The sequence below is a fragment of the Pseudolactococcus yaeyamensis genome (assembly GCF_054658615.1).
The window spans coordinates 1-13298 of the sequence record NZ_BAAGGP010000078.1 but is presented as its reverse complement, the minus strand read 5'-3'; the positions used below and the strand labels follow the sequence as shown (position 1 = coordinate 13298).

Below are 13298 nucleotides of genomic sequence, written 5' to 3'. Positions count from 1 at the left end.
ATATTTATATTATATCAAAACCAACCGTCTACAACAAGTGTGAAGTTGTAAAAAACTATCATATCCCTTGATATAATAGCTTTTGGGGGTGTATTTTTTAGTTTTAACTGTCAAACTCGGGATTATAGCATATTTACAAAAAATAACTTTAAATTATAACTCCTGCTGTGACAATTCTTCCAATTCACTCATGACTTGTTTGTCGCTCTCAATAGGCGTATAGTGCTTCGGAACAAAGAAAATGACGATAGTGCTGAGAAGTCCTAAGATTAAAAATAACGTAAAGATAGTCGCATAGCTCCCAGTTTTTTCAACTAAAGCACCGATAAGATAAGGGGCTATGGCACCACCTAAAATACCACCAGTTGCCATAAATGCATAACTCGGCGAAAATTCAGCTGGTTTAAAGCGTTTTAGAGGTAGGCTAACTAAACTGACAAAGGCAGTCGCATAGCATAATTCAGCAAGGGCGAAACAAAGCGTAATTGGTATCATGTTAATAGCATTACCATGAGGAATTTGATAAGCTAAAAATAAAGTAGCTGAACCGACAAGAGTTGTTACTGCAATCACAAGCCGTTCCTTATTCAGAAAATATTTACCAACGATAAAACTACCACCTAGGGAGCCAATTAAAAAACAAACACCAGTAATTGACGTCATATTTCCTTGTTGTGTCAAGCTGAAACCAACTTCATTACTTGTTAAAAATGATGGTGTCCAGTTGATAACACCATACATGACAGCATTTATCAACAAATCACACCCAAATAATACCCAGACCAGTCTGTTAGACAGAACTGTTTTGAGTGATATTTTTTCAGTCACTTTTTGAGCAGCTGTCGCAGTTGTCACATTATTATTAGGGATGACAAAAAGTAAAACTAAACTGATGATGACAGCGATAACAGTTAAAATGAGATAGGTTTGTTTATAGCCCAGATTTTGGACAGCGGGTGAGATAAAAAGCGGACCAAAGATACTCGCAATACCAGATGAGCTAATCAAAATCCCTTGCGTAAAAGTTCTTTGAGAAAGTGGAATACTAGACTGTACTTCTTTACTAGCACTTTGAGGGTAGCCTGCATGCGCAATCGCACCCGCCAAAAAACGAATCAAGATAAAATAGATAATTGATGTACCGAAACTAAACAGAGCAGCAAAGAAACCTAAAGAGAAAATACTAAAAGTCAGAATTTTTTTAGAACCTAGTTTGGTATTTAAGAAACCGTAGGGAATTTGCATCACGGCATAGCCTAGGAAGAAAGCACTCATAATCATGCCTTTTTGTGAAGGTGTAATCCCGAGTTCTTTAGAAATTGGAATAATACTAATGCTAATAGATAATTTATCAACATAAATCATAAAATAGCCTAAGAACAAGGTGGCAATTAAGACAACCGTGCGTAAAGTTGTTTTTCCTTTTGAGGAAACAGTGGATGTGGTCATTTATAATAAATACCTCTCTATGTGTTACTTAAATTGTATTGATTACTTGTTAGTATAACATTATAGTCTGAAAATTTCAACTTTTTTATTATCCCTCAGCATAAAAAAGTAGTCTGACAATATTTTTGCTTTATTTTGATTATGTCTTTTGAAACAAATAACTTTTAAAAATGCTTCATCCAAAGACTGAGATTTCTTATATTTTAATATTTAGATCAACCGTAAAAAAATAAGTTATCATCCCTAGCAAAGTCAGTTATTTTTGTGAGCAAGAAAATTTTAGATATCAAAAATAAATAATTGAGAGATTTTCCTGAAATATTTGAAAATTAAAAGTCTCTCATTTTTAACTCAAAATGGAGACTTCACTACCTCAAAAATAGTCGTTTATTATTTTATGGCTTGCAGGATAAAATAACCTTTCTCTTTAGAAATGACCTCACAATTACCAAAAACTTCTGTCATTTTATTCTTAGCACTAGGTGCACCTTGTTTTTTCTGAATGACAATGGTCAGCGTCCCTTGATCATTTAGATGGTCATAAGCACCTGAAATGACACCATGCACGACCACTTTTCCTGCACGAATCGGTGGATTTGAGACGATATTGTCAAAACGACCTGAAACATTGGCATAGAGATTGGACTGGAAGATATCTGCTGTCACACCATTTTTTACGGCATTTTTCTCTGCAAGTGCTAGAGCTCGCAAGTTGACATCTATTAATGTGGCGGTCACGCCTTGTACTTTCGCTAAGCTCAACCCCATTGGTCCATAGCCACAGCCAACATCTAAAAGGGTAGAGTTTTCTGAAAAATGGACGGCATTCAAGAGGACCTGGCTACCAAAATCAATGGCTTTTTTACTAAAAACACCGGCATCGGTCGTGAAGGTCATTTTTTGACCAAGCAAGACGGTTTCCAGTTCGTGTAGGTCGTGTGCGGCATCTGGATTTTCATCATAATACATTTTTTGGAATTTTTCAGACATATGTTTTAGCAAGCTCCCGTGATTTGACGTCTACTGCAATTAGCGAAGTGACCAGTTCATAACCATCTTGTGAAAAATGAACACCGTCTGGACCAACGAATTCATCAGAACCTGGGTAAATCGTCATCGCATGGTTAAGATCCACAATTTTGGCACCAGTTTCCTCAGAAACGGTTTTGGCAGCTGCGACATACAGTGCGACATTTGCATTGCTGCGACCAGACATTTCATGCGTTTGGGCAATGGCTACTTCATTCACGTACGACGGTGTTAAAATCGATGTTTTATCAGCACCCAAGGCAGTGACAAATGTGGTTAGATTATTAATAAAATCGACAACTGAAACATCATGGTGATCAGCCGCATCATTAGCTCCAAAGAAAATATAGTTATAATCAGCGTGCGCTGCAACAACTTGATCTAAGCGTTTTAAGGCATCAGAAGTATCTTCACCAGGTACAGCAAACAAGTCAACTTCTCCTGGAAATCCCATCCGATTTAAAAAGTCTTCTGTCCAGGTTTTCATGTCAATTTTCGCTGAAATTGAATCACCAAACACTGCTACTTTCATTTTCTATCCTCTTTTCGTTTTATTTCCATCTCTATTTTAACACAGGATGATGATTTTATGTCTTTTGGATATTGAGAACGAATTCAAGCAAATATATCAAGGCGATTAAATCTAGTAATTCCCCATCCATCAGATTTGTAAGCGTATTCTGGTAAAACAAATCTTATTGTGGTAAAATTATTTTTATGGAAACTGAACTGATTAATTATGAAAAAATCACCCGCCATATTTGGCAGAATCTTTATAAAAAAACGCTACCGACATTGACAGAAACCGAGCTTGACAATATCAAGTCAATCAATGATGAGATCAGCGTTCAAGATGTGAATGATGTCTATTTGCCACTGGTTCAACTCATCCGCATTTACAAGAAAACGATGAGCGATCTCAGCTTTTCAAAAGGCTTATTCCTCCAAAAAATTGCTGAAAACCAACCCTTTATCATCGGCATTTCAGGCTCTGTTGCCGTCGGCAAATCAACGACAGCACGCTTGTTACAGTTGCTTTTGTCGCAGTCGTTTAAGACGTCAACTGTGGGACTTGTCACAACAGATGGCTTTTTATATCCCAACCAAACCCTGACAGAGCAAAATATCCTCCACCGAAAAGGATTTCCTGAGTCTTATGATATGGAAAGCCTGATTCGCTTTTTGTCTGAGATTAAGTCTGGTAAGGATGTTGAAATCCCAGTTTACTCGCATGAAATCTACGACATTTTACCCGAAAAAACACTAGTCAAATCTCCGGATATTTTAATCGTTGAAGGAATTAACGTCTTCCAAAGCACCCTTAATAAACGCTTGTATATCAACGATTTCTTCGATTTTTCAATCTATGTTGATGCAACAGAAAGCAATATTGAACGTTGGTATTTAGAGCGTTTTAAAACACTGTTAGAACTCGCCAAAAAAGACAGCACCAACTACTATCACCAATTTACAACGCTTTCCACTGACCAAATGTTGAAGGTAGCGCGCGATACTTGGAAAAAAGTCAACCTCGTCAATCTCCGCGAATTTATCGAGCCAACTCGTAGTCGCGCTGAAGTCATCCTACACAAGGATAAACACCACAAAGTTGATAAAATTTATTTGAAGAAATATTGATAACATAAAAGAGATTGGGACAAAAGGCTTCAAAAATGGATAGACTAAATGATGCTAATTTTTGACTTTTCACAGGTTCTTGATTTTTTCAATAGTAGCAGCACTTTTCTTGCTATTTTGGTATTGTTTTGACAAAAGAATACTAAATTCACACACAAACAGCACTTTTCTTGCTAATTTCGTATTGTTTTGATAAAAGAATACCAAATTCACACAAAAATAGGCGATAAACGATTCCAATTAACTTCGGAAATGGTTCATCGCCTATTTTTAGAGAACTTTTGTCCCAACCTCTTTTTTTGCATTTCTAGCTACTTATTTTCATCACTAGACTTTAATTTGAATGAGCTAAATACCATAATACTGTAAATAATCTTGAGCAATCGTATTATCATTAAAATCTTGATAAGCCACCGTTTCAACAGTATCACTCCACTTTAAACTATAAGTACGATACTCTCCTGCATATTCATAAGTCTGAATTTTTTTATTTTCAACCTCTTTTTGAACAATACGGTGGTCCGCATTATAACCAAGACTAAAATAATTATAAAAGAATCTTTTATCATTATCGCCCTGAACAAAAAAATCTGGAAATCTAATTTTCCGCTGACTATCTGCAAATTGATAAGTTTTTAAGCCATCTACTTCTGTCGGTTTTAATTTAACAGTATCAGTATATCTATATTTGATATAAAAGCTATCTGATTTGAATGTTTCATAAAAGTTATTTGCATCAATACTGAGTTCATTCGTTTTAGCGTTGAATGTTAGCACAAAATCATCAGGCAACGTTTCCTTGTCATTTTCTTCTGGGTCTGTCAATTTTTTGAGTAGCATTTCATCTGCCATCATTTGACTCATGGTCATATGATTCGTCCCATAAAATTCTTGATTGCTTGGATAAATTTTAATGATATCCTGATCTACCTTTTCGACCTTTATTTGACTATCTGTGATAACATTTTTTAATTCAGTTGGGTCATTTTCCAAATGTTCTCTGTAATCATTAAACATTGTTTTGACTTCTGCATCACTAGCACCTTTGGTATTTTTAACACTTTGATATAAAGTTTCATAGTTAATATCATTCTTTTTGAGTGCACTAAGTGCTTGTTTGACTTTCTTACGTCCTACTTTCAAATACGCTCTATCACTTTGATAGCCCTCTTTTTTTTTCAGCTGCCATTTTCCATTTTTGACCTGATATGTCTGACTGATATGCACTTCTCTATATGGATCATCACCAGTTCCATAAAAATAATCCATAACAACTTTATCCTTGAAAAAAGTAAAACCGAACCAGTACCCTCCCTCTTCTGAAAAATCAGGATAAATAGGCGAAACACTGTCAACATCAAGAATTTGTATGTAAGTCATCTTCCCATTTTTATCCATTGTGACAGTTGATTTAAAGCCGACTTCATTTGTATTCTTAGATTCCCCAATCAAACTAATTGGCATTCTATACGTTTTTTCACCATCACGACCATATTCAAAATCAAACTTAAGATTGTACTCATAAACAAAAGGATTTTCGACTTTTTTCATTTGCTTCTTTATTCGCTTTATAGAAATTAAAAGCAAATAGTGATAGCAAACAGACGAATATACCAAGTAAAATCCATTTCAAAAACTTCCGCATTCTGTTTCGTCTCTTTCTTTAAATCATCTCATGAAGCTTAACCATCTCCGCAAGGCTCAGCTGCCCCGGTGCGCTGGTCGCAGCTACCGAAGCAAAGGTCCAACTGCTCCCAAAACTATCGCCTGCGATGCGTGTGATTTTCCCAAGTTCTCCCATGGCCATGGTCACTAAGGTCAAGTTCGGATGTGCTTCAGAAAAACGTAAGGTTTCAGTCATCAGTCTTAGGACATCCGATTGCTTTTGGGGCATACCGGCAAATTTGATGCCTTTTGCTCCTGATGCTGCCATTTTTGATAAAATATCTGGCAGATTTTGAGGGATTTGCGTGAAATCATGGTAGGACACGATGGCGTTGTCAGGCAATGAAATAGACGGGAATCTCAAGATTTCAACATCAACGTATGCAAATTCAGTTGAAAATTGATGGATTAAAGTATCATAATCTTCTGCTGAGATGATGGTCTCAGCTTTGTCTTCTGTTCGATACGTAAAAATAATCTCTTGATTTGGAAACTGAGCCTTAATGTCTTGTGCTGCTTGCTTTAAATCAGGTATGGTCATGAAGTCTGCACGCCATTCGACCAAGTCGGTGTTAGCGTATTGGGCGACATTTAAGTTAGCGATTTCGCTCAGACTTTTTGGCATAATCGGAACAACTATTTTCATCTCTTATTTGACCTCCAAAACAAAGACTTTGAGATAGTCAGACTGCGGGTCTGCGGGATTGGTCGCAAAGTCTACTGGCAGATGAAATGCTTCAATGATATCAAATTTCTGAGTGCCAAAGCCTTTTCTTAATTCATCTAAAAAGTCTGCGCGACTGAGTCTGGCATGATTGGTCGAAGCGATGATTTTACCGTGACGGTTCAAAATCGGGAGCACATCAGCAATGATCTGGTGGTAGTCCTTGGCGACTGAGAAGGTCATTTTTTTATTGCGTGCAAAACTTGGTGGGTCGATGACGATGAGGTCAAAGCCTAGTTTTTTCCTAGCTACATACTTGGCATACTCAAAAACATCCATGACATGAAATTTGTGAGCATCAAGTGATAGACCGTTGGCTTTGAAATGTGCCTCGGATAATTCACGTGAGCGTTTAGCTAAATCGACTGATGTCGTTGACTTGGCACCGCCCATGGCTGCAGCGACTGAGAAAGCTGCTGTATAAGAAAATAAGTTTAAGATGTCTTTGCCTGCTGCCAAGTGTTCAAGTAAAGCACCTCGTACATCATGCTGGTCTAGAAAAATACCTGTCATCAATCCGTCGTTTAGGAAGACTTGGTATTTAACACCATTTTCCAAAATGATAAATTTTTCTGGTGCTATTTTGCCATAGATATGGCTTGAAATCGGTAATTTACTCTCAAAGCGTACCTTTTCATAGGCGCCCAAAATTTCTGGAAAAATAGCTTGAAAGGCTGATAAAATTTCATCTTTAAGTGTATAAATGAAAGCATTATACCAGCTGAAAAGGGCATAATCTCCATAAATATCAATGGTCATACCACCAAAGCCATCTCCATCTTGATTAAAGAGACGATAAGCTGTCGTTACCGTATCTTGCGCATAGGACTGGCGTTTACTTTTAGCATCAGTCAATAGCTGTCTAAAATCAGTTGAGGTAATCGTCCAACCAATTCCTTTATTTTGACGTGAAAAATAAGCCTTGCTGACCAATTGATGGTCAAAATAGAGGTCAGCCAATCCTTCAGTGTAAGTATTTCCCGGAAAATCACGCGCATCAAGCACAGCAATTCCTTTGGAAATCTTTTTAGCAGCGTATTTATTTATCGTTAGTTTAGTCATTACATTAAATTATACACAAAAATCATGTTTATTGCTATGGTTTGATGAAGAGAGAATCAGACTATAAAGCAAGACCAGATCACTCCCGCTTAATGTCAAACCGTATTGTCGCTCAAATTTCTTGATTTTTTGCGTCAGGGTATTGCGGTGGATATACATGGCCTTGGCCGTTTTCAGCTGGTTGCCATCATTTTTGTAGAGCTGCGTAATCAAATCCTGCGCCTCTATATCGGTCAAAAGCCCTTGCTTAATTTTGGTTAATGGCGGACTGGTGACTTGGGCGAGGCCTGCTTTGATAAGCGATTCTGAAAAACTGAGCCCCTGTTCAAAGTTGTTTTGCTCAGTTGGATAAAGCGTGCTGAGTTCTGTCTGGTCTGCAAACAACCCCAAATAATAGTCACATTTTACCCCTAAATCCTGAGTTAAGGTCCCCAGTACTTGCTTGATTTCTCCCTCGCTCAGGCGGTCAGGCGACATTTTTTCAATGGCGATGCCGGAGGTAGCTGAGAGCTGTTTGACCTTTACGATACCTGAAAAAATCAGGGATAGGTTTTCAGCGATGTCAGCAAATCCTTGAGATTTGAACTGAATCACGCGATAGGTACCGTGGGGGAGTTGGTCGAAATCTAGCGTCTTGGCTTGAAACAAAACATCACTAAAAAGGCTGATTTCTCGCGGTGTTAATTCATGTTTGGCAATATGGAATGCCTGACCTTCGCTTTCAAAATTAAGGTCTGAGGCGTTCTCACTTGCGCCTGTTTTAATTGGGAATAATTTGGCTAATGTTTCTATCTTCATGATTTTACCAAAAAACGCCAACTGGCGTTTAGACTATATCTTCTGATTTGACACGCATGGCAAACAAGGGTGACAAAGGACGATTTTCGTGAATTCTGACAATAGCATCAGCAATCAGCGCTGAGATTGAAATTTCAGTAATTTTTTCAGAGTCGCGAATGCTATCTGGTAACTCAATGGTGTCTGTGACAACCAATTTCGTAATCGCTGAATTTTCAATACGCTCAAGCGCTGGTCCTGATAAGACACCATGCGTACAAGAGGCATAAATTTCAGTTGCGCCAAGTCCTTTAAGTGCGTTAGCTGCAAGCGTGATTGTACCCGCTGTATCAATCATGTCATCAATGAGGACACATTTTTTACCTTTGACGTCACCAATGATATTCATAATCTCAGCAACATTGGCACGTGGCCGACGTTTGTCAATAATCGCAATCGGTGTTTTCAAGAAGTCTGCCAATTTACGTGCGCGTGTTACCCCACCATGGTCAGGCGATACAACCACGACGTCACCATTAGCACCGGTCAAACCGAGACGATCAAAATAGTCTGCAATAAGTGGCGCACCCATAAGGTGGTCAACTGGAATATCGAAGAAACCTTGAATTTGTGACGCATGGAGGTCAATTGTCACTAAGCGGTCAACACCAGCTCTTTGGAGCATGTTTGCGACCAATTTTGATGTGATAGGTTCGCGTGGACGTGCTTTGCGGTCTTGACGTGCATAGCCATAATAAGGCATGACAACATTAACCGAGCCAACAGAGGCACGTTTCAAAGCATCAACCATAATCAACAATTCCATCAAGTTTTCATTGACTGGACTAGATGTTGATTGAATCAGAAAGACATGACTGCCACGAACTGACTCCTCAATATTGATTTGAATTTCACCGTCACTGAAAGTTTTAACATTGCATTTTCCGAGATCGAGTCCCATGTTTCTAGCGATTTTTTTAGCCAGTTCTTGGTTTGAGCTGAGTGCAAATAACTTCAGGTTTGCGTACGACATGTCTTCCTCCATGATTTTTGATACCTAATTAACTGTTCAACCAGTTGAATGAGGTATGGACTAAAATAACTTAAACACCATCCATAGTATCGGATACTCTCCCATTTTACTATTTTTCAAGTGTTTTGTAAACGATGTTAGTCAGCTGCTGCAGCTGCGAACAGAACAAGGCTTGCGATGAAAACCCAAATTTTCCAAGTCCACCGACTTTTTGTTTGATTTTTCAAAAAAAATCTCCTTTCTGAAGATACAAAAAAAGAGAAACCTGTAAAAGATTTCTCTGAGCTTAGTTTACCGACATTTCGGTCAAGCGATGATTGTTTTGCTTATATCTTTTTTTCACTATAATCAGAGCTAAAAAGTAGTAAAAATATAACAGCCACAAACATATTGCCACAAAACGACATCATCTCTTTGGTTTTTCTGAGTACTTCTTGCTTTCTATTACTCATTGTATTTAAAGCCTTTCAATTCTATAAATTATTTTTTGTTTTATCCAAATATTTCTTCGATTCCAAATTCAGATCAATTACAATACATTTTCTGATAGGTACTGCCTTTAAAAATTCCTTCTTAACACATTCACTCATTGATAAACGTTTTTGTGATTTTTTTTCTACTTTAATTGTATCCATTTTTGAACCTTTCATTTCATATAGAAAAATAGCGTTTTCTACTTTTCTACTTCATCCAACAAGAAAAGGCAATCACACGCTATGATGATTGCCTTTCAATATTATAAATTATTTAATTTCCCCATGGATTTTGTCCTGGAGGATAATTACTGCTTGTACTCGCATCATACTCATCTTTATCACGTCCCGCCTGAGACCAGTCAGTCGGCGTACCGCCACCACCAGTAGAAGGTTGTGCAGGCGCAGGGGCTTGAGAGGTTGGCGCTGTATAAGCAGGTTCAGTGTAACCTGGTTGTGCGTAGCCTTGTTCAGGTTGCGCCTCAGCCAGCGCTGCAGCTTCTGTTTGTTGTTCTGCCTGCGCCTGTTCGGCTTGAGCAAAAGCAGTTTTTTCCGCTTCGGCTTTAGCCTTAGCTTCACTCTCTGCTTTTGCTTTGGCATCTGCTTCAGCCTTAGCTTTCGTCTCAGCCTCTTTTTTAGCCGCTAACGCTTTAAGTTTAGCCTTGTTTTCAGCCTCAAATTTGGCTTTCTCCGCAGCCTTTTTATCTTTTGCTTTTTTATCTGCGGCGATTTTTTCTTGTTTAGCAGTCTCAGCTTTAGCAGATGCGACATTGTGTTTGTGTACGGTCACACCAGTACCTAAGCCAAGCAAGGCTAGGACTGCTACGCCTACGATAATCCGTTGTTTTACCGTTGTTTCTTGAATTTTTTCTATCATGTTCATTTTATTTGTCTCCCTTTATTGATTATTTCCGACGATAACTAGTGACATTTCTTTATAAAGCACCAGTTCATATTTGGTATGCCCGTTTCTACGGATAAGCTCACGTAATTCATCCATTGAGAACTCGTCATCTAATCCAAGTCTGGTCAATGACCTACCCCTACCATATACTAAGCCACTAAATGGTATCGCACGCCTTTGTTCTCGCTTAAGATGCTTAAGTACTTTCTCCAGCTCATTTGTAATCGCCATTTCTTACCTCTATTTTATCATATTTATAAGATATATATTTGTAGAAAAGTAGAAAACTCTACTTTTCCACCATTCTTTTTTATCACTTCGGATCAAACGAATTAACTACTGAACCTTTAGGCACATTGAAGATATATTTTTCATCTGAAAGAGGCTTGAAGTGAGACCAACGACTACTGTTAAATTCCTTCAAGAGCTTATCAAAGCGCTTATCTTCGTATTTCTGCTTTTTAATGACCAAAGCAGGACTTTCAGCAGTTTCATTGATAAATACCTGCTTATCACTAGATAGACTATACTCATCTTTTAGGTTCAAGAATTGATAGCCGTCCGTCTCTTTAACCACATACCTATAATCTCTTTTGCTTGAGGTTTCAACGCTACCAGAGACAAACAGAAAGCTGCCTGAAACATGACCATTGATTTCTTGTGAGTTTGTCGTATTTAAGTTATAGATTGGGATTGACTCACTAGTCTCTATCTTTTTTGCCTGAGTTAAATACATTTTTTGTATCTCGGATTTTGGCAGCCCTTTATATTTGGCAGTTCTAAACCCTCCTGAACACAGGCAAATAATCAATATAATGGCTAGCACAGGTAAAGGAATAAGCATTGTAATGAACATGTCCTTATCTAGATAATCGTCATAAAGCATGATAAAGAATAACAGTATGATTATCACTATTAAGCTAAAAGCAATCAAACCTATGGTATGAGCCAGCTGATTATTTTTAGGAATTTTACTAATTTCTTTCAAGTATTCTGAATAGGTGTATTTATCCATTTTCGCCCTCTTTCACTATTTTATCGCCGTTTTAGGCTTTGTCTGGAAGATGAAAAAGAAGAAATCATCATCTGATGTATTATCATTGACACGTTTAAGTTCATCCTCGTTCATTTTCCAAGTAATCAAGCCGTTCTTTATTTTTAAAGTCCCTTTATCGGTCACGTCTTTACTGCCATGAACAACACATAGACCGACTAAATCTTTTTTCAAGTATTCAGTGTTTATCGTCTGATCAAATGAATTTGATTTAAAATTATACGTAATAGGATCTACATTTGATTGAAGGACTGATAAACCTTGTTGATTGAAATTCATTGCAGTTGAAAATTTGATTTCTGTATAATGCTTAGTATCAAATGCTCTCAAGCCAATCTCTGTAAAAAGAAATTTATCAAATTGGACTTCTTTTTTATCATCGTTTTCTTTGGCATCAGGGTCAACCGTGTAGCTTTTACTTCCAAAAACTTCTGATTGATTTTTAGCCTCTGCAAGTATATCAGCCACTACTTGCTTTCCTGCTGTCTCATACTCTGGTAAAAAGTGTTGTCCCTTAGTAATCTTTGTCATGTTGCGTTCTTCCACAAACTTGATGAAATGAGTAGGCTTAAAAAGAAAAACTACCACTAGACCAAGGACAACTATTATCAAGGGGAATAAAATTATTCTTCGTATTACTCTAAAAATAAAAATTAAACTGTCCAATGCTTAGTCCCCTTCATTTTTCTGCTTAAAAAAGCTGTCAAAATCTAGCCAAATATCATCCATTAAATGACCGAATTTAGTTACTTTATTACCAAGATCTTCATCTTCAACACGCACATACTTACCTGGTAAATCTTCCCAAGTATCAACACCAACAACTTTAAGTATTTCTGGTATAAGTGCTGCACCACGACGACCAAGTACACGCCCCTTATCTGTTGGCTTATCTAAAACCTCGCCACCCATAACAACACCCCAACCCGCACCTTCAAATCTGATATAAGCCGTGAATATGCCGTGTTCTTCATAGCCTAAGTGTGTGCTTACAATTTTTGCGTTTTTTATTTGATTTGTCATATATTTTTTCCTTTATTTTCTTGAACTTGCATTCTCTAAAATGTAGGCAGAATCATTGTCTACATTTCAGAAAATACAAGCATTTCCTTGTATTTCCGCTACTTAGTCAGCCTTAGAAATCATCAATAGTCATTTGACCATCTACGACCTTATAATCATCAGCCAACGCCTTGTAGGCTTTCACTTTTTGATTTTCAAGGGCGATTGTTTCAAAGTAAAGTTCTAAAGCTGCATCAAGCAAGCTCAAATGTGTTTGACCAGTAGCTGTTTTGAGGATATTCAGCTTTTCATAGCTCTCTAGTGTGACCTTGACTGTCGTCAATTTATTCTGTTTTTTTGGCACCTGCACTTGTTGCTTGCGCCTTGTTTCAAGCGGAATATGTGTCTTTTGACTGTTTTCAGGGTCAAGATACTTACTTAAATTAGCCATGAGTGACCTCCTCAAGTTGCGCCAGAACATTATCAAA

Annotated in this window: 16 protein-coding genes; 1 reads left to right on the top strand and 15 read right to left on the bottom strand. The window is 37.6% G+C overall.

Annotated features, from left to right (window positions below):
• Window positions 1-153: 153 nt before the first annotated feature.
• From ACYQ21_RS12470 to ACYQ21_RS12460, 3 genes are all read right to left on the bottom strand, one after another.
• The gene (locus ACYQ21_RS12470; protein WP_460058739.1) at window positions 154-1449 is read right to left on the bottom strand and encodes an MFS transporter; all 1296 of its coding nucleotides are present in this window, start codon (window positions 1447-1449) and stop codon (window positions 154-156) included.
• A 390-nt stretch (window positions 1450-1839) separates the two neighbouring features.
• On the bottom strand, window positions 1840-2418 hold the full coding sequence (locus ACYQ21_RS12465; protein WP_460058738.1) for a class I SAM-dependent methyltransferase: 579 nt from the start codon (window positions 2416-2418) through the stop codon (window positions 1840-1842).
• A gap of 13 nt (window positions 2419-2431) precedes the next feature.
• Entirely contained in the window at window positions 2432-3010 is a 579-nt protein-coding gene (locus tag ACYQ21_RS12460) for a GDSL-type esterase/lipase family protein (RefSeq protein WP_460058737.1), read from the bottom strand.
• Between the two features lie 185 nt (window positions 3011-3195).
• Here ACYQ21_RS12460 and coaA point away from each other — a divergent pair, with 185 nt between their 5' ends.
• On the top strand, window positions 3196-4116 hold the full coding sequence (gene coaA, locus ACYQ21_RS12455; RefSeq protein WP_460058736.1) for a type I pantothenate kinase: 921 nt from the start codon (window positions 3196-3198) through the stop codon (window positions 4114-4116).
• 348 nt (window positions 4117-4464) lie between these two features.
• Here coaA and ACYQ21_RS12450 read toward each other — a convergent pair whose 3' ends face one another.
• The 12 genes from ACYQ21_RS12450 to ACYQ21_RS12395 all read right to left on the bottom strand — a co-directional run bounded on the left by ACYQ21_RS12450 (window position 4465) and on the right by ACYQ21_RS12395 (window position 13261).
• The gene (locus ACYQ21_RS12450) at window positions 4465-5667 is read right to left on the bottom strand and encodes a hypothetical protein (RefSeq protein ID WP_460058735.1); all 1203 of its coding nucleotides are present in this window, start codon (window positions 5665-5667) and stop codon (window positions 4465-4467) included.
• 112 nt (window positions 5668-5779) lie between these two features.
• Window positions 5780-6427 carry a type I 3-dehydroquinate dehydratase gene (locus ACYQ21_RS12445; protein ID WP_460058734.1) on the bottom strand — a complete coding sequence of 216 codons (648 nt, stop codon included), beginning with the start codon at window positions 6425-6427 and terminating at the stop codon, window positions 5780-5782.
• 3 nt (window positions 6428-6430) lie between these two features.
• Complete coding sequence (locus ACYQ21_RS12440) at window positions 6431-7567, bottom strand: class I SAM-dependent methyltransferase (protein ID WP_460058733.1); 1137 nt, start codon at window positions 7565-7567, stop codon at window positions 6431-6433.
• A 9-nt stretch (window positions 7568-7576) separates the two neighbouring features.
• Complete coding sequence (locus ACYQ21_RS12435; protein ID WP_460058732.1) at window positions 7577-8365, bottom strand: helix-turn-helix domain-containing protein; 789 nt, start codon at window positions 8363-8365, stop codon at window positions 7577-7579.
• A gap of 28 nt (window positions 8366-8393) precedes the next feature.
• A complete protein-coding gene (locus ACYQ21_RS12430) occupies window positions 8394-9377 on the bottom strand; it encodes a ribose-phosphate diphosphokinase (protein WP_460058731.1) in 984 nt (327 codons plus the stop codon).
• Window positions 9378-9850: 473 nt separating this feature from the next.
• Window positions 9851-10012 (bottom strand): hypothetical protein, encoded by a 162-nt coding sequence (locus ACYQ21_RS12425; RefSeq protein ID WP_460058730.1) that lies wholly within the window; start codon window positions 10010-10012, stop codon window positions 9851-9853.
• A gap of 112 nt (window positions 10013-10124) precedes the next feature.
• Complete coding sequence (locus ACYQ21_RS12420) at window positions 10125-10733, bottom strand: hypothetical protein (protein ID WP_460058729.1); 609 nt, start codon at window positions 10731-10733, stop codon at window positions 10125-10127.
• A 15-nt stretch (window positions 10734-10748) separates the two neighbouring features.
• Window positions 10749-10883: a hypothetical protein gene (locus tag ACYQ21_RS12415; RefSeq protein ID WP_460058728.1), complete on the bottom strand. Its 135-nt coding sequence runs from the start codon at window positions 10881-10883 to the stop codon at window positions 10749-10751.
• 184 nt (window positions 10884-11067) lie between these two features.
• Window positions 11068-11769: a hypothetical protein gene (locus ACYQ21_RS12410; protein WP_460058727.1), complete on the bottom strand. Its 702-nt coding sequence runs from the start codon at window positions 11767-11769 to the stop codon at window positions 11068-11070.
• Between the two features lie 15 nt (window positions 11770-11784).
• Window positions 11785-12339, bottom strand: a complete 555-nt coding sequence (locus tag ACYQ21_RS12405) for a hypothetical protein (RefSeq protein WP_460058726.1) — start codon at window positions 12337-12339, stop codon at window positions 11785-11787.
• Between the two features lie 138 nt (window positions 12340-12477).
• The gene (locus tag ACYQ21_RS12400) at window positions 12478-12831 is read right to left on the bottom strand and encodes a hypothetical protein (protein ID WP_460058725.1); all 354 of its coding nucleotides are present in this window, start codon (window positions 12829-12831) and stop codon (window positions 12478-12480) included.
• Window positions 12832-12943: 112 nt separating this feature from the next.
• The gene (locus tag ACYQ21_RS12395; protein WP_460058724.1) at window positions 12944-13261 is read right to left on the bottom strand and encodes a hypothetical protein; all 318 of its coding nucleotides are present in this window, start codon (window positions 13259-13261) and stop codon (window positions 12944-12946) included.
• Window positions 13262-13298: the final 37 nt, after the last annotated feature.